Consider the following 15,660-nt stretch of genomic DNA (forward strand, 5'->3'; position numbering starts at 1 on the left):
TGGGGCCAGCGTGTAGGTCAGGCCCGGCCGTAGGCCTCGGCGATGGCGATCTGGATCGCTTCGGAGGCGGGTTTGCCCGCCCAGGCGATGAGCTGGAACGCCGGGTAATAGCGTTCCGACGACAGCACCGCCGCGGAGATCATCGTGTCGATCTGCTCGGGGCTGGCGCTCTGCCCGCCCGCGAGCACCAGCCCGTAGCGGTAGACCATCAGCTTGTGCTCCGCCCAGTAGCTGAACGAGCCCGCCCAGCATTGATCGTTGGCGGCGTTCAGCCCGGCATAGAGCTCGGGCAGGGTCTGCTCCGGCGGCTCCATCTCGAAGGTGCAGATCAGGCGCAGGGTCTCGTCATAGGGCGACCAGGCGAGCGTGATCGAATAGGTGCGCCACTGCCCTTCCACCGCCATGGCGATCTGATCCTCTGCAACGCGGTCAAAATCCCATTCGTGATGTTCGGCCAGCGTTTCGACGATGTCGATGGGGTGAATCTCGTCGCTCAGAAACTCTTCGGACAGTGCCATGCGCCACCTCTTTCTGCTCGTAGCGCCGGGGAAATGGCTGCGCCCCAAGCGCTAGCTGACTGCTCTAGGGGCTGGGAGTTGTTCCCCTCCCCTAGCTACATATCGTGCATGTGGCGGGCAGCTTCTGTAAAGCGAAATATTCGCGAGCCACGCAATAAGTTGTGGATGACTGACTGCCGCGCCCAAGATGGCGGCTGTGGATATGTGGGCAAGTCGGGGGATAATCCCGGGATGACCCGGCGATCCCGTCAGGACACGAAATCCTGCCCGTAACAGACCGAAAGCACCGCGGGCGCCGCCAGCTCCGACACCACTTCGAAGCGCTGTTCGAGCAGGCGCTCGCCATCCGCCTCCAGCGCCATGACCCACTCCCCCGGCACCATCTCGTAGGGAAACTCGAAGGTGAAAAGGTTGAGGCTGCTGCTACCCTCGGCAATCGGCGCCGTCCAGCTTTCGCGCGTGATGCCTTCGGGCCCCATCGGCGGATGCGTCACGATCACATTCATATCCCGCGCGCCGGCCCCGGGGCGCAGGGTGAACTTGATGCCGAAGCTGATCCCCGCCTTTGCCGGCACCACCCGCGTGGTCACGTCCATCTCGCGGCTCTGGTCGATGAGGTTGATCTCGCCCATCAACGTATCGGGTGCCGGCCGCGCGCCCTGCGTAGTGACCTGGCAGATCACCCCGTGATCCAGCAGGACCAGCGGATCATGCGCGTAGGAGGGCGCGGTCTCTGCCGCGACCGGCGCCGGCAGGACCGCAAGAGCGGCGGCGACGAGGGCGAAGAGGCGGGACATCGGCGGCTCCGGCGCGGGACAACTCGCCGCCCGGATAGCGCAGACCTTCCCTTGGGGGAAGAGGCGCACCCGTCAGCGCGCCGCGATGCGCATTAAAACGCCCGCCGTCTCCGGCGGGCGTCTGGAAGATAGGCGCTGTAAGAGCGGATCAGCCGATGGCTGCGGCTTTCACGTCTTCGTCGATATAGGGCACGTATTGCTCGAAATTGTCGGCGAACATCTTCACCAGCTTCGCCGCCTGGGCATCGAACGCCTCCTTGTCCGACCAGGTGCGGCGCGGATCGAGCAGCAGCTCGGGCACGCCTTCGACCGACACCGGCACCTCGAAACCGAAATTCGGATCCTTGCGGAAATCGACCTTGGCCAGCGAGCCGTTAAGCGCGGCATGCAGCAGCGCACGGGTCGCCTTGATCGGCATGCGGTGGCCGGTGCCATAGGCGCCGCCGGTCCAGCCGGTGTTGACCAGCCAGCAGGTCGCCCCGTGCTTGGCGATCTTGTCACGCAGCAGGTTGCCATAGACCTCGGGGCGCAGCGGCATGAAGGGCGCGCCAAAGCAGGTCGAGAAGGTCGGCTGCGGCTCGGTGATGCCGCGTTCGGTGCCTGCCACCTTGGAGGTGAAGCCCGACAGGAAGTGATACATCGCCTGCGCCGGGGTCAGCCGCGCGATCGGCGGCAGCACGCCGAAGGCGTCGCAGGTCAGCATGATGATGTTCTTCGGATGCCCGCCCAGAGCGGTCGACGACGCGTTGGAGATATATTCCAGCGGGTAGGCGCAGCGCATGTTGGCGGTGAGCGAGTCGTCGTCGAAATCGAGTTCGAACGTCTCGGGATCGAAGACCATGTTCTCGATCACGGTGCCGAATTTCGAGGTCGTGGCGTAGATTTCCGGCTCCGCCTCGGCGCTGAGGTTGATGGTCTTGGCATAGCAGCCGCCTTCGAAGTTGAAGGTGCCGCGATCCGACCAGCCATGTTCGTCATCGCCGATCAGCACACGCTCGGGATCGGCCGAGAGCGTGGTCTTGCCGGTGCCCGACAGACCGAAGAACACCGCGGTGTCCACCGGGTTGTTCGGCGCGTGGTTGGCCGAGCAGTGCATCGCCATGATGCCTTTGAGCGGCAGCAGGTAGTTCAGCAGCGTGAAGACGGATTTCTTGTTCTCGCCGGCATATTCGGTGTTGGCAATCAGGATCGTCTTCTTGTCGAAGTTCAGCGCGATGACCGTATCCGAGCGGCAGCCGTGCTTTTCCGGGTCGGCCTTGAAGCTCGGGCAGTTGATTACGGTGAAATCGGCGATGAAATCGTCCAGCGCGTCGCGCTCGGGGCGGCGCAGCATGTGGCGGATGAAGAGACCGTGCCAGGCCAGCTCGGTCACCATGCGCACCTTGATAGAATAGGCAGGGTCGGCGCCGCCGGTCAGGTCCTCGACGAAATAGTCGCGGCCCTTCATGTGCTCGATCATATCATCATAGAGACGGTCGAACCCCTCGGGCGACATCTCACGGTTGTTTTCCCACCAGATCTTGTCGGCAACCGTGTCGGTCTTGACGACGTGCTTGTCCTGGGGCGAGCGACCGGTGAACTTGCCGGTGGAGACGTAAAAGGCACCGCCCTTGCCCAGCGTGCCTTCGCCGCGTTTCAGGGCGGCCTCGATCAGCGCCGGCTCCATAAGATTGTAATAGACATTGCCCAGCCCTTCGATCCCCTGATCTTCCAGCCGGAATTGCGGGTTTACCCGTCCAAATGTCATCTGCCAAGCTCCTGTAGCCGCGCGGAACGCGGCGGTCGTAAATAAGAACGAAAAGGAAATTCGTTCACCGGCAGCGCCCGCCACCGGCACCGGTCCCTTTAGCACGAGGCCCGACGTTAGGAACAGGAGGCATCTTGCGAGTTAGCGCAACCAAGTTCGGTTTAGCGTTAGCACCCGCGAAACCCCGCCGAACGGCCCGGCACCGACTGAGGCATTTTAGCCATTCGTTACCACATTTCCGCTGCAATCGGGGCTGGACGCTTGCCTGATTCGCAGTTTGGGATTGTTGTAAAGCCCAAATTCACGCATAGTCGTGGCAAAAAACGGGCAAGAAGAGCAGAATAAGGAACCAGTGCCATGTCGAAAATCGCCCTTGTGGACGATGACAGGAACATCCTGACATCGGTATCAATGACTCTGGAGGCAGAGGGCTTTGAGGTCGAAACCTATAATGACGGGCAGTCAGCGCTGGACGCGTTCAGCAAGAAGATGCCCGATATGGCCGTCTTCGACATCAAGATGCCGCGCATGGACGGGATGGATCTTCTGCAACGGGTGCGGCAGAAATCCAAGATGCCGGTGATCTTCCTCACCTCCAAGGATGACGAGATCGACGAGGTGCTCGGGCTGCGCATGGGCGCCGACGACTACGTGAAAAAGCCGTTTTCCCAACGGCTTCTGGTGGAGCGCATCCGCGCGCTGCTGCGCCGCCAGGAGGCGGTGGCGGGCGATGTGGTGGGCGACACCGAAGAAACCAAACTGATGACCCGCGGCTCGCTGGTCATGGATCCGCTGCGCCACGCGGTCAGCTGGAAGGGTCAGGACGTGTCGCTGACGGTGACCGAATTCCTGCTGCTCCAGGCGCTCGCGCAGCGCCCCGGCTTCGTCAAGTCGCGCGACCAGCTGATGGACGTTGCCTATGACGATCAGGTCTATGTCGACGACCGCACCATCGACAGCCATATCAAACGTCTGCGGAAGAAGATGCGCACCGTCGATGCGGATTTTTCCGCCATCGAAACCCTCTATGGGATCGGGTATCGTTACAACGAAGAGTAAGCGATGGCCCTCGCCGAAAGGATCTCGATGCGCGACGATCAGCCTGGCGAACGGCAGGACGCCGATGTTGTGCTGGGCGACGACTGGGTCGCCCCCGACAGCACGGTGGAAAAAGAGCTGCGCGACAGCCGCGCGCGGCGCAGCCTGTTTTCGCTCAACCGCTCGCCGCTGACCCGCAAAATCATCACGTTCAACCTGATTGCGTTGAACGTGCTGGTGGCGGGTATCCTATGGCTGAACTCCTCGCGCGACACGCTGGTGCTGCAACGCGCCAATGCGCTCAACTCCGAGATCGAGCTGATCGCAGACGTGTTCGAAGCGCAGCTGCCCGAGGCCCCTCCGGTCGCGCTCGGCAGCGCGCCGGGGTTTGACCTCTCGGCCACGCTCGACGGGCTCGACCTGCGTGAGGGCGTCGAGCTTCTGGTCTTCGATACCGGCAATTTCCTCGTTGGCGAAACCTCGGGCACTCTGCCCGGGCCAAGCCCGGTGGATCCGCGCGGCGAAGATCATCGCACGCTGATTTCCGATTTCCTCGATACCGTGTGGCGTGGCGTCGCAGGCATGTTCTCCTATTTCGAACAGCAGCCCGAGCTGTCTCTGGAAGACCGGTTGCGCCGGATGATCGAATCCGGCGATCCGGCAGCGACGCGTGTGGAAGCCGGCACCGGCAGCAGTGGCGAAACCCTGTTCACAGCGCTCTCGCCGATCCGTCAGGGCAATACGATCGCCGGCACCGTCGCCATGATCACGACTTCGGCCGAGATCGACGCCGCCGTCAGCGCCGAGCGCGAGCGCGTGTTACAGATGTTCGTGATCGCCACACTGGTCTCCATCGGGCTCAGCCTGGTGCTGGCCTCGACCATCGCCAACCCGATCTCCGATCTGGCCGACGCCGCCGAGATAGGCCGCGACCGCAACACGAACAAGAACGGCTCGCGCCGCATCCGTATTCCCGACCTGACCGCACGGCCCGACGAGATCGGCCGCCTCTCGGGTGCGCTGCGCGGCATGGTCGCGGCGCTTTACGACCGTATCGAGGGCAATGAGCAGTTCGCCGCCGACGTCGCGCACGAGATCAAGAACCCGCTGGCCAGCCTGCGCTCGGCCATCGGCTCGCTGCGCATCGTCAAGAAGGAAGAGCATCGCGACAAGCTTCTCGATGTGATCGAACACGATGTGCGCCGGCTCGACCGGCTGGTGAGCGACATCTCCAACGCCTCGCGGCTGGATTCCGAGCTGGTGAAAGAGGAAGAGCAGGAATTCGACCTGCTGGAGATGCTCGGCAATCTCACGCAGTTCCTGGGCGAGGACGCACGCCGCAAGGGGGTGGAATTTATCACTGACCTGCCGGCCAACCCGATCCGCATCAACGGGCTGGAACCGCGGCTGGCGCAGGTCTTCGTCAATCTCATCACCAATGCGATCAGCTTTTGCGAGGATGGCGACGCGATCCGCGTCTGGGCGCGGCGCCGCGACAATCGCGTGCTTGTTGTGGTCGAGGATACCGGCCCCGGCATCCCCGAGGAGGCGCTGCAAAAGATCTTCAAGCGGTTCTATTCGCAGCGCCCCGAGACCGACTTCGGCAACAACTCGGGCCTTGGGCTTGCGATCTCCAAACAGATCGTCGAGGCGCATGGCGGCGTGATCTGGGCCGAGAACATCCGCCCGACCGAGGCCGATGTGACTTCGGAGCCTCTGGGCGCGCGCTTTGTCGTGGGCCTGCCGATCTGATCCGGTGAGGCCCGGCGCGCCCCCTCCCCTGCACGCTACCGCCGTCGCGGTCGCGGGCAACGGCCTGCTGATCCGGGGCGCCTCGGGCAGCGGCAAGTCCGGGCTGGCGCTGGAGATGATGGCGCGCGGCGCCGAGCTCGTGGCCGACGACCGGGTGATCGTCACGGCGCATGAGGGTGCGCTCTGGCTATCGCCCCCGGAGCAGCTGCATGGAATGATCGAGGCGCGCGGTCTCGGCCTACTGGCTGCAAGCGCCAGCGGCCCCGTCCGGCTGGCGGCGGTGCTCGATCTCGACACCCCCGAGACGGAGCGATTGCCGCAGCGCCGCGAAATCATGCTGCAAGGGCAAAGAATCCCCTTGCTTCACAAAGCCGCGCATCCCTATTTTCCCGCAGCCCTCGTGCAATATCTAAAGGAGGGCAGGAGGGAATAGAGCGCAATGCAGGATCAGCCGACAGGAAGCCAGCGGGTCGTCCTGGTCACCGGGCCCTCGGGCGCGGGCAGATCCACGGCGATCAATGCGCTCGAAGATTTCGGCTATGAGGCGATCGACAATATCCCGCTAAGCCTGATCCCCCGCCTGCTGCTGGAGGGCGGCGCGCTGGCGCGACCGGTCGCGCTGGGGATCGACATCCGAAACCGCGATTTCTCGATCCAGCGCCTGCTCGACCTTCACCGCGAACTGGGCGCCGCGCCGGGGCTTGAGGCGCAGCTGCTCTATCTCGATTGTGCCCCCGCGATGCTGGCCCGGCGCTATTCCGAGACCCGCCGGCGCCACCCGATGGCGCCCGACGAGAGCTATACGCAGGGCATCGCCCGCGAGCTGGAACTGCTGGCAGACGCCCGCGCCGCCGCCGATATCCTGATCGACACCAGCGAACTGTCGCCGCACGATCTGCGCGCGCAGATGGAAGGTGCTTTCACCGATCAGACCGGCCAGCGGCTGGCGGTCTCGCTGCACAGCTTTTCCTATAAGCGCGGCGTGCCGCAGGGGCTCGACTGGGTGTTCGACTGCCGATTTCTCGACAACCCGCACTGGCAGCCGGAGCTGCGCGCGCTTACCGGGCTCGACGCGGCGGTAACGCAGCATATCGCCCGCGACGCGCGCTTTGCGCCCTTTATCGGAAAGCTCACGGATCTGGCGCTTTTCGTGCTGCCCGCGTGCAAGGAAGAAGGCAAGGCACATCTGTCCTTCGGCTTTGGGTGTACCGGCGGGCAACACCGCTCGGTTGCCGTTGCGGAAATGGTGACGGGTGCCCTTGCGGACCATGGCTGGCAAGTGTCAACTAGACACCGCGAGCTGGAACGACGCGGCCTTGGAGCCCGGTCCGGGCAAGGCGAAGCGAGCGGAGGAAGGCAGGGGTGATCGGCATCGTGATCGTGGCCCATGGCGGACTGGCGCGGGAATATCTCGCGGCGGTGGAGCATGTTGTGGGCGCGCAGCCCGGGATCGTAGCCGTGTCGATCGAGGCGGATCACGACCGTGGCGGCAAACAGGCCGAGATTTGCAATGCCGCCGATACGGTGGATACCGGCGACGGCGTGGTTCTGGTGACGGATCTCTATGGCGGCTCGCCGTCGAACCTGTCTCTGCTCGCCTGCCAGCCGGAAAATCGCCGCATCCTCTATGGCATGAATCTGCCGATGCTGATCAAGCTGGCGAAAAGCCGGCAGCAGCAGGTGCCCGATGCGGTAAAGGGCGCGCTGGAAGCGGGTCGGAAATATATTGACAGCATGAACGTCAAGCCCGATCCCCACTGAGTGACAAAGACGCCGGTGGCGCCGCAAGGGAAGACAAAACTCCATGACCGAAACCGTGCAACGCGTGCTGAAGATCGTGAACGAAAAGGGCTTGCATGCCCGTGCCTCCGCCAAGCTGGTCGAGGTGGTCGAGGGGTTCGACGCGCGCGCCGAAGTGTCAAAAGACGGGCTCTGCGCCGGCGGAGACAGCATCATGGGGCTTTTGATGTTGGCAGCCTCCAAAGGAACCTCTATTCAGGTTGAAACCTCTGGGCCGGACGCGGCTGCGCTCGCCGATGCGCTGGAAGCATTGGTTGCCAACCGTTTCGGCGAAGACGACTAGGCGCCGGGCTCAGGTCCGGAAGATGGAACAGCGGGACTGAGCAGGCGTATGGTTGAGAGCTATCAGGCCACTGCCGGACGGGGCAACGTGACACGGCCACAACCCGCCCCTTATGACAAGCGCAAGCTGAGCTATGCCAACACCTTCACCAATCCGTGGAAGGCAAACACGATCCGCGCCATGGAATGGGCGACGGGCAAGCTGCCGCTGATCCGCCTCGTGCGCCGCTTCGAGCGCGCCGGCGTGCCCGACGGGCAGGCCTTTTGGCAGCAGGCGCTGGGGCATATGGGCATCGCGCTTCAGACCCCCGAAGAGCAGATCAGCCGCATCCCCGAGAAAGGCCCGTTGATCGTGGTCGCCAACCACCCGCACGGGCTTGTCGACGGAATGATCCTGGCCGAGCTGATCGGGCGCGTGCGCACCGACTACAAGATCCTCACCCGCTCTCTGCTGACCGGCGTGAAGGAGATCGAGCAGTTCATGATTCCGGTGCCCTTCCCGCATGAGGCAAATGCCCGCGAGGAGAGCCTGGAAATGCGCGCCAAGGCGATGGACCACCTGAAGAAGGGCGGCGTGATCGCGCTGTTCCCGTCCGGCGTGGTGGCGGCATCGAAAACCCTGCTCGGCCCGGCGGTCGAGGCGGTGTGGAACCCGTTCACCGCCAAAATGATCCAGCGCTCCGGCGCGACGGTCGTGCCGATCTATTTCCCCGGCCAGAACAGCCGCGCCTATCAGGTTGCCAACAAGCTGTCGCCGACCATCCGGCAGGGCCTGCTGATCCATGAGGTCATGCATGCCTGCAATCGCCCGCAAAGACCTGTGGTGGGCGAACCGGTCACCCCGGACGCGGTGAAGGCATGGACCGGAAAGCAGCGCGAATTCGTCGCCTGGCTGCGCGAGGCCACGCTCAGCCTGCGCCAGGAAACCTGACCCGCCACAGAAAATTCTTCGAATTTTCTGGACCCAAGATTTTTCGTACGAAAAATCTTGGGTCACGTCGCGATCAGCGCGTCGGCACCGGCTCCTCGCCACGGTAGTCGTAAAAGCCGCGCTTGGTCTTGCGGCCCAGCCAGCCGGCCTCGACATATTTCGTCAGCAGCGGACAGGGGCGGTATTTGGTGTCGGCCAGCCCGTCATGCAGCACGTTCATGATCGCAAGGCAGGTGTCGAGCCCGATGAAATCCGCCAGCTCCAGCGGCCCCATCGGATGGTTGGCCCCGAGCTTCATCGCCATGTCGATGGAGCGCACATTGCCGACGCCTTCATAGAGCGTATAGACCGCCTCGTTGATCATCGGCACCAGGATCCGGTTGACGATGAAGGCCGGGAAATCCTCGGCACTGGCGGCGGTCTTTCCCAGCCGCTCGACCACGCCCATGCAGGCCTCGTAGGTTTCCTGATCGGTGGCAATGCCCCTGATCAGCTCGACCAGCTGCATCAGCGGCACCGGGTTCATGAAATGGAAGCCGAGGAATTTCTCCGGCCGGTCGGTGCGCGAGGCAAGCCGGGTGATCGAGATCGACGAGGTGTTGGAGGTCAGGATCGTGTTCGGCAGCAGATGCGGCGCCAGGCTGTCGAAGATCTTTTGCTTGACGCTTTCCTGCTCGGTCGCGGCCTCGATCACCAGATCGGTCTGACCGACATCCGCCATATCCAGCGTGGTCACGATTCGGGCCAGCGCGGCATCGCGATCGGCGTCGCTCACCTTGCCGCGGCTCACCTGCCGGTCGAGATTGCGGGCGATGAGCTCCACGGCCTTGTCCAGCGCGTCCTGGCTGACATCCGAAAGCCGCACTTCGTAGCCGGCCAGCGCCATGACATGAGCGATCCCGTTGCCCATCTGCCCCGCGCCCACAACACCGATCCTGCTGATATCCATCGCCCATATCCCTGATATTTCGCGCCAAGCATAGGCACGCGCCGCCACCCGCCGCAAGGCGGACGCTACGGATTTGTCGGGCTTTTTCGCATTAGCGAAATGGCAAGACCTTTGCCCGAGTCTGCCTGCCGGGTGAGAATGAACAAAGGTGGGTGTGATGACCGTTGCCGTAACAGCGCATGGCGCGCTGGACTATTTTCCGTGCCGCTATGGCCGATCGCGCGTGCTGTTCCGGGGGCCGCGCCGGTCGCTCGATGGACCATATGTCGGCTTTCTCGGCGGGACGGAGACCTATGGGCGCTTCATCGAGACGCCGTTTCCGGCGCTGCTCGAGGCCGGGCTGGGCCAGCCCTGCGTGAATTTCGGCGTGATCAATGCCGGGCTCGACCTATACCTGCACGACCCGGCGGTGCTGCATCTGGCCGAACGCGCCGATCTCTGCGTGCTCCAGATCATGGGCGCGCAAAACATGTCGAACCGCTACTACAGCGTGCATCCGCGCCGCAACGACCGCTTCCTGCGCGCCTCGGACCGGTTGCAAGCGCTTTACCCGGAGGTCGATTTCACCGAGTTCCACTTCAACCGCCACATGCTCGGGCGGCTGCAAGCGCTCGCGCCGGAGCGCTTCACCGAGGTGGTCGAAGAGCTGCGCCTGGCTTGGGTGGCACGGATGAAACACCTGCTCACCATCCTGCGCGGGCGGGTGCTTCTGCTCTATTTTGCCGAACATCCGCCATCGGAAAAACCGCTCATGGATCTCGACCGCGATCCGCTCTTCATCGACCGCACCATGCTCGAGGCGCTGCGCCCGCGCGCCGCCGGGCTGATCGAGGCGCCACTTTCTGAGAGCGCGCGCATGCGCAGCACCACCGGCATGGTCTTCAGCGACTTCGAGTCCGACGCGGCCGCGGAACTGCTCGGCCCTGCGGCGCATGAAGAGGCCGCCGAGATCCTGCTGCCCCAGCTCTGCGACCTTCTGGACTGACCCGGGGGTCGCCCGGTTTTTCAGCGCTTTGCCGCAAAGAGGGCCACGCCTGCCCGCCAATGCCGCGCTGCGGCGAGCCGACGCAGGTAAGGGTCATGGAATAAGTACAGAGGCTGCGTATAGCTGGACGGGACAGTTCAGCCGCGTCGTCACGGGCGCGGAAATGGAGACCCGTATGCATATCGAAAACCGCACCTTCGACGAACTCAAGGAAGGCGACAGCGCCGAGCTGCGCCGGCTGGTCACCGCCGACGACCTGCTGGCCTATGCCAATGTCTCGGGCAATCACAACCCGCTGCATATCTTCGATGAGGATGGCGATGGTGACGGCCGCCCCGAGGCGATGGCGCCCGGCTCCTTCATCGCGGCGCTGGTGGGGGCGGTGCTGGGCAATGTACTGCCCGGCGCCGGCACGCTCTACCGCGCGCAGAGCTGGGTGTTTCACGCCCGCATCTTCGCCGATGACGAGATCGTCATGCGGGTGACCGTGACCGGCAAGAACGAGCAGGACACCACCGTTACGCTGGCCACCGAGGTGCGCCGGGTCGCCGACGATGCGCTCGTGCTCTCCGGCGTGGCCGAGGTGCTCGCCCCGCGCCGCAAGGTCGAATACGACAGCCACGACCTGCCCGGCCTGATCGTGCAGCGCCACCGGCATTTCGAGAAATTCCTGAAAAAGGCCGAACCGCTGCCGGCGCTGAAAACCGCCGTGGTCTGTCCCGACGAGCCGAACGCCCTGGGCGGCGCACTCAAAGCCCGCGATCATACGCTGATCGAGCCGATCCTGATCGGCGCGCGCGACAGGATCGCCGAGGTGGCCCGCGCCATGGGCGTCTCGCTCGACGGGATCGAGATCGTCGAGGAACCGCTGGAGCGCAACGCCGCGCGGCGGGCGGTCGAGCTGGTGCATGAGGGCCGCGCGCAGGCGATCATGAAGGGCCATCTGCACACGGACATGCTGCTGCGCCCGATCCTCGACAAGCAGACCGGGCTGCGCATGGGTCGCCGCTTCACCCATATCTTCGTGATGGACGTGCCGGGCTATCCGCATCCGTTGCTGGTGACCGATGCCGCCATCAATATCGCTCCCGATCTCAAGACCAAGGTCGACATCACCCAGAACGCCATCGACCTGGCGATCTCGCTGGGCATGGAACAACCCAAAGTCGGCGTGCTCTCGGCGACCGAGACGGTCAACCCCGACATCCCCTCCTCGATCGACGCGGCGCTCCTGTCGAAAATGGCCGATCGCGGCCAGATCACCGGCGGGCTGGTAGAGGGGCCGCTGGCGATGGACAACGCGGTCGACATCGCCGCCGCGCGCACCAAGGGCATCACCTCGGCGGTGGCCGGCCATGCCGACATCCTCGTGGCGCCCAATCTCGACGCGGGCAATATGCTGGCCAAGCAGCTCACCTATATCTCGCACGCCGAGGCCGCGGGCGTGGTGATGGGCGCGCGGGTGCCGGTGATCCTCAACAGCCGGGCCGATGACGACATGAGCCGCCTCGCCTCCTGCGCTGTCGCCGCGCTGCATCACGCCCGGATCAACGGCATCACCGGCTGATCCCGCATTGGGTGGGCGATCCTTGCCCACCCTCCCCCTCTCTTTCCGGCCCGGAACCGCACCGAAATTCATTGCTGCCCGCTCCATATTTTATTATTTCATGAAATATGGAAATGATTCGATTCACCCAACTCGGCACCCTCAGCCACCCGCAGCGGATGGCCGTCTTCCGCCTGCTCCTGCGCCGCTATCCCGACGCGGTGCCGGCAGGCGAGATCGGCGCGGCATTGGAACTGAAGGCCAGCACCGCCTCGGTCTACCTCTCCGCGCTGCGCGAGGCCGGGCTGATCGCCCAGACCCGTGACGGCCGGTCGCTGCTCTACCGGGCGGATGTCGGCGCGATGCGCGGGCTGATCGGGTTTCTCTTCGACGATTGCTGCCACGGGCGGCCCGATCTTTGCCCGCCGCAGCCCTCCGATGCCACGCAAGGAGGCGCCGCCATGCCCCCCCGCAAGTACAATGTGCTGTTCATCTGCACCGGCAATTCCGCCCGCTCGATCATCGCCGAGACGCTGCTGCGCGCCCTCGCCGGCACCCGGTTCAATGCCTATTCCGCCGGCACGCAGCCCCAGTCCGAACTGAACCCCGTCGCCCTGGCGATGCTGGAGGACAAAGGCCTGCCGACGGCCAGCTTGCGCGCCAAGCATGTGTCGGAATTCTGGGCTGCGGACGCGCCGAAGATGGATTTCGTCTTCACCGTCTGCGACCGTGCCGCGAACGAGGATTGCCCCGCCTGGGCCGGCCAGCCGATCAGCGCCCATTGGGGGCTGCCCGATCCGGTAAGGGCGACGGGCACCGACGCGGAAAAACGCCTCGCCTTCCAGCAGGTCTTCGGCATGCTGAAACACCGGCTCACGGCCTTCACCGCCCTGCCGCTCGACACGCTCGACCGGATTTCCCTGCAACATGCCGTCGACCGCATCGGCCATCCCGACACCGAGGACCACACGCAATGACCACCTACGCCCTGAACGGGCTTGGCCGCATGGGCAAGCTCGCACTCCGCCCGCTGCTCGAAAGCGGCGCAGAGATCGCCTGGATCAACGACGCGGTGGGCGATGCCGCGATGCATGCGCATCTGCTGGAATTCGACACGGTGCACGGGCGCTGGCCCGCCGCGTTTTCCCACGATGCGGGCAGCGTCACCATCGACGGCACCCGCCTGCCCGTGCATGGCGAAAAACACATCGAGGATCTGCCGCTCGACGGGATCGACGTGGTGATCGACTGCACCGGCGTCTTCAAGACCGAGGCCAGGCTCGCCCCCTATTTCGCCGCCGGCGTCAAGAAGGTCGTGGTCTCGGCACCGGTCAAGGACGGCCCCACCGCCAATATCGTCTATGGCGTCAACAACGACGCCTACAACCCGGCGCAACATCACATCGTGACGGCGGCGAGCTGCACCACCAATTGCCTCGCCCCGGTGGTCAAGGTGGTGCACGAGACCCTCGGCATCAAACACGGCATGATCACAACGATCCACGACGTGACCAACACCCAGATCATCGTCGACCGGCCCGCCAAGGATCTGCGCCGCGCCCGTTCGGCGCTGAATTCGCTGATCCCCACCACCACCGGCAGCGCCACCGCGATCACGCTGATCTACCCCGAGCTCACAGGCAAGCTGAACGGCCACGCGGTGCGCGTGCCGCTGCTCAACGCCTCGCTCACCGATTGCGTCTTCGAGCTCGAACGCGCCACCAGTGCCGAAGAGGTCAACGCGCTCTTCAAACAGGCCGCCGAAGGCCCGCTCAGGGGCATTCTCGGCTATGAGGAGCGTCCGCTGGTGAGCTGCGACTACGTGAACGACCCGCGCTCCAGCATCCTCGACGCGCCCTCGACCATGGTCACCGACGGCACCCAGCTCAAGCTCTACGCCTGGTATGACAATGAATGGGGCTATGCCAACCGGCTCGCCGATGTGGCGCGGATGGTCGGCGCCTCGCTCTGACATACCCCTTTCATCTTTCTGAAAAATACTCCCCTCCAACGCCGCCACCCAAAGGACCGCCCGACATGCCGACCGACCGAGCCAACGGGCTTGCCGCCTATGTGGCGGTGACCGCCGCCTACTGGGCGTTTATGCTCACCGACGGCGCGCTGCGCATGCTGGTGCTGCTGCATTTCCACACGCTGGGCTTTTCACCGGTGCAGCTCGCCTATCTCTTCGTGCTCTACGAGATCGCCGGCGTGGTCACCAACCTCTCGGCGGGCTGGATCGCGGCGCGGTTCGGACTGACCGCGACGCTCTATGCCGGGCTGACGCTCCAGGTCGTGGCGCTGCTGGCGCTGGCGCGGCTGGATCCGACCTGGGCCATCGGCGCCTCGGTGGCCTATGTGATGCTGGTGCAGGGCGCGTCCGGCGTGGCCAAGGATCTCGCCAAGATGTCCTCGAAATCGGCGGTGAAGCTCTTGGCGCCCAAGGGCGGCGACGGGCTTTTCCGCTGGGTGGCGCTGCTGACCGGCTCCAAGAACGCGGTGAAGGGGCTGGGCTTTTTGCTCGGCGCGGCGCTGCTGGGGCTCGCGGGCTTCGTGCCCTCGGTGCTGGGCATGGCGGCGGTGCTGGCGGCGATCCTGATCGCGGTCGTGCTGCGCATGCCCTCCGGCCTGCCGGCGGGCCGCAAGGACGCGACCTTCCGCGAGGTCTTTTCCAAGAACCGCAACGTCAACTGGCTGAGCCTCTCGCGGGTGTTTCTCTTTGGCGCGCGCGACGTGTGGTTCGTGGTCGGCATCCCGATCTATTTCTACGCGGTGCTGTCGGACGGCTCCGAGGCCGGCAACCGCATGGCGTTTTTCGTGATCGGCAGCTTCATGGCGGTCTGGATCATCCTTTACGGCGCGGTGCAGGCGGCGGCGCCGAAACTGCTGCACGCACGGGCGCGCGGCGCGGCCGCCATCGTCGCCGATGCCAAAACCTGGGCACTGGCGCTGAGCGTGGTGCCGCTGGCACTGGCGCTGCTTACTCTCACTGCGGGCAGCCCCGCGCCTTGGCTGACCGCCCTGCTTGTGGCCGGGCTGCTGGTCTTCGGCGCGATCTTCGCGGTGAATTCGGCGCTGCATTCCTACCTGATCCTCGCCTTCACCGAGGACAGGCGGGTGACGATGGATGTGGGCTTTTACTACATGGCGAACGCGGCGGGGCGGCTCATGGGCACAGTGCTGTCCGGGGCAAGCTATCAGCTCGGTGGCCTGCCGCTCTGCCTCGGCACAGCGGCGGCGATGGTCGCGCTCAGCGCCTGGGGCGCGGGCCATTTGCGCGCCGAGCCCGCCGCACGGCCCGCCTGACGCTCGGCA

16 protein-coding genes are annotated in these 15,660 nt (G+C 64.7%); 12 read left to right on the plus strand and 4 right to left on the minus strand.

The window, feature by feature from the left end; translation table 11 throughout:
* Positions 1 to 17: 17 nt before the first annotated feature.
* From I6N89_RS20075 to I6N89_RS20085, 3 genes are all read right to left on the minus strand, one after another.
* Complete coding sequence (locus I6N89_RS20075; RefSeq protein ID WP_076701420.1) at positions 18 to 518, minus strand: YbjN domain-containing protein; 501 nt, start codon at positions 516 to 518, stop codon at positions 18 to 20.
* Between the two features lie 248 nt (positions 519 to 766).
* Positions 767 to 1,315, minus strand: coding sequence for a DUF3859 domain-containing protein (locus I6N89_RS20080; RefSeq protein ID WP_207020215.1), 549 nt, complete (start codon positions 1,313 to 1,315; stop codon positions 767 to 769).
* A gap of 148 nt (positions 1,316 to 1,463) precedes the next feature.
* Complete coding sequence (locus I6N89_RS20085; protein WP_207020216.1) at positions 1,464 to 3,062, minus strand: phosphoenolpyruvate carboxykinase; 1,599 nt, start codon at positions 3,060 to 3,062, stop codon at positions 1,464 to 1,466.
* Positions 3,063 to 3,419: 357 nt separating this feature from the next.
* On the opposite strand from I6N89_RS20085, the gene I6N89_RS20090 reads away from it, so the two are divergent.
* The 7 genes from I6N89_RS20090 to I6N89_RS20120 are packed head-to-tail and all read left to right on the plus strand — an operon-like array spanning position 3,420 to position 8,865.
* On the plus strand, positions 3,420 to 4,121 hold the full coding sequence (locus tag I6N89_RS20090; RefSeq protein WP_076701407.1) for a response regulator transcription factor: 702 nt from the start codon (positions 3,420 to 3,422) through the stop codon (positions 4,119 to 4,121).
* Positions 4,122 to 4,124: 3 nt separating this feature from the next.
* Positions 4,125 to 5,852 (plus strand): sensor histidine kinase, encoded by a 1,728-nt coding sequence (locus I6N89_RS20095; RefSeq protein ID WP_207020217.1) that lies wholly within the window; start codon positions 4,125 to 4,127, stop codon positions 5,850 to 5,852.
* 4 nt (positions 5,853 to 5,856) lie between these two features.
* The gene (locus I6N89_RS20100) at positions 5,857 to 6,285 is read left to right on the plus strand and encodes an HPr kinase/phosphorylase (RefSeq protein WP_207020218.1); all 429 of its coding nucleotides are present in this window, start codon (positions 5,857 to 5,859) and stop codon (positions 6,283 to 6,285) included.
* A 6-nt stretch (positions 6,286 to 6,291) separates the two neighbouring features.
* Entirely contained in the window at positions 6,292 to 7,218 is a 927-nt protein-coding gene (gene rapZ / locus I6N89_RS20105) for an RNase adapter RapZ (protein ID WP_207020219.1), read from the plus strand.
* Entirely contained in the window at positions 7,215 to 7,613 is a 399-nt protein-coding gene (locus I6N89_RS20110; protein WP_076701404.1) for a PTS sugar transporter subunit IIA, read from the plus strand. Before rapZ ends, I6N89_RS20110 begins: the two co-directional genes overlap by 4 nt.
* 43 nt (positions 7,614 to 7,656) lie before the next feature.
* Positions 7,657 to 7,935 (plus strand): HPr family phosphocarrier protein, encoded by a 279-nt coding sequence (locus I6N89_RS20115; RefSeq protein ID WP_207020220.1) that lies wholly within the window; start codon positions 7,657 to 7,659, stop codon positions 7,933 to 7,935.
* 48 nt (positions 7,936 to 7,983) lie between these two features.
* Positions 7,984 to 8,865, plus strand: coding sequence for a lysophospholipid acyltransferase family protein (locus I6N89_RS20120; RefSeq protein ID WP_207020221.1), 882 nt, complete (start codon positions 7,984 to 7,986; stop codon positions 8,863 to 8,865).
* 73 nt (positions 8,866 to 8,938) lie between these two features.
* On the opposite strand, the gene I6N89_RS20125 is transcribed toward I6N89_RS20120, so the two are convergent.
* The gene (locus I6N89_RS20125) at positions 8,939 to 9,814 is read right to left on the minus strand and encodes a 3-hydroxybutyryl-CoA dehydrogenase (RefSeq protein ID WP_207020222.1); all 876 of its coding nucleotides are present in this window, start codon (positions 9,812 to 9,814) and stop codon (positions 8,939 to 8,941) included.
* A gap of 157 nt (positions 9,815 to 9,971) precedes the next feature.
* Here I6N89_RS20125 and I6N89_RS20130 point away from each other — a divergent pair, with 157 nt between their 5' ends.
* The 5 genes from I6N89_RS20130 to arsJ all read left to right on the plus strand — a co-directional run bounded on the left by I6N89_RS20130 (position 9,972) and on the right by arsJ (position 15,651).
* A complete protein-coding gene (locus tag I6N89_RS20130) occupies positions 9,972 to 10,799 on the plus strand; it encodes a DUF6473 family protein (protein WP_207020223.1) in 828 nt (275 codons plus the stop codon).
* Positions 10,800 to 10,974: 175 nt separating this feature from the next.
* Entirely contained in the window at positions 10,975 to 12,366 is a 1,392-nt protein-coding gene (locus tag I6N89_RS20135) for a bifunctional enoyl-CoA hydratase/phosphate acetyltransferase (RefSeq protein ID WP_207020224.1), read from the plus strand.
* 107 nt (positions 12,367 to 12,473) lie between these two features.
* Entirely contained in the window at positions 12,474 to 13,322 is an 849-nt protein-coding gene (locus I6N89_RS20140) for a helix-turn-helix domain-containing protein (RefSeq protein WP_207020225.1), read from the plus strand.
* Positions 13,319 to 14,317: an ArsJ-associated glyceraldehyde-3-phosphate dehydrogenase gene (locus I6N89_RS20145; RefSeq protein ID WP_207020226.1), complete on the plus strand. Its 999-nt coding sequence runs from the start codon at positions 13,319 to 13,321 to the stop codon at positions 14,315 to 14,317. The genes I6N89_RS20140 and I6N89_RS20145 overlap by 4 nt, the downstream gene beginning before the upstream one ends.
* Positions 14,318 to 14,382: 65 nt before the next feature.
* Positions 14,383 to 15,651 (plus strand): organoarsenical effux MFS transporter ArsJ, encoded by a 1,269-nt coding sequence (gene arsJ / locus I6N89_RS20150; RefSeq protein WP_207020227.1) that lies wholly within the window; start codon positions 14,383 to 14,385, stop codon positions 15,649 to 15,651.
* Positions 15,652 to 15,660 lie beyond the last annotated feature (9 nt).

Source organism: Salipiger abyssi, assembly GCF_017311415.1.
GTDB lineage: Bacteria > Pseudomonadota > Alphaproteobacteria > Rhodobacterales > Rhodobacteraceae > Salipiger > Salipiger abyssi_A.

Bases quoted from the DNA above. Each gene is read 5' to 3' on its own strand.
- I6N89_RS20075 (WP_076701420.1), bottom strand. From the start codon at position 518: ATGGCACTGTCCGAAGAGTTTCTGAGCGACGAGATTCACCCCATCGAC.
- I6N89_RS20080 (WP_207020215.1), bottom strand. From the start codon at position 1,315: ATGTCCCGCCTCTTCGCCCTCGTCGCCGCCGCTCTTGCGGTCCTGCCG.
- I6N89_RS20085 (WP_207020216.1), bottom strand. From the start codon at position 3,062: ATGACATTTGGACGGGTAAACCCGCAATTCCGGCTGGAAGATCAGGGG.
- I6N89_RS20090 (WP_076701407.1), top strand. From the start codon at position 3,420: ATGTCGAAAATCGCCCTTGTGGACGATGACAGGAACATCCTGACATCG.
- I6N89_RS20095 (WP_207020217.1), top strand. From the start codon at position 4,125: ATGGCCCTCGCCGAAAGGATCTCGATGCGCGACGATCAGCCTGGCGAA.
- rapZ (WP_207020219.1), top strand. From the start codon at position 6,292: ATGCAGGATCAGCCGACAGGAAGCCAGCGGGTCGTCCTGGTCACCGGG.
- I6N89_RS20115 (WP_207020220.1), top strand. From the start codon at position 7,657: ATGACCGAAACCGTGCAACGCGTGCTGAAGATCGTGAACGAAAAGGGC.
- I6N89_RS20120 (WP_207020221.1), top strand. From the start codon at position 7,984: ATGGTTGAGAGCTATCAGGCCACTGCCGGACGGGGCAACGTGACACGG.
- I6N89_RS20125 (WP_207020222.1), bottom strand. From the start codon at position 9,814: ATGGATATCAGCAGGATCGGTGTTGTGGGCGCGGGGCAGATGGGCAAC.
- I6N89_RS20130 (WP_207020223.1), top strand. From the start codon at position 9,972: ATGACCGTTGCCGTAACAGCGCATGGCGCGCTGGACTATTTTCCGTGC.
- I6N89_RS20135 (WP_207020224.1), top strand. From the start codon at position 10,975: ATGCATATCGAAAACCGCACCTTCGACGAACTCAAGGAAGGCGACAGC.
- I6N89_RS20140 (WP_207020225.1), top strand. From the start codon at position 12,474: ATGGAAATGATTCGATTCACCCAACTCGGCACCCTCAGCCACCCGCAG.
- I6N89_RS20145 (WP_207020226.1), top strand. From the start codon at position 13,319: ATGACCACCTACGCCCTGAACGGGCTTGGCCGCATGGGCAAGCTCGCA.
- arsJ (WP_207020227.1), top strand. From the start codon at position 14,383: ATGCCGACCGACCGAGCCAACGGGCTTGCCGCCTATGTGGCGGTGACC.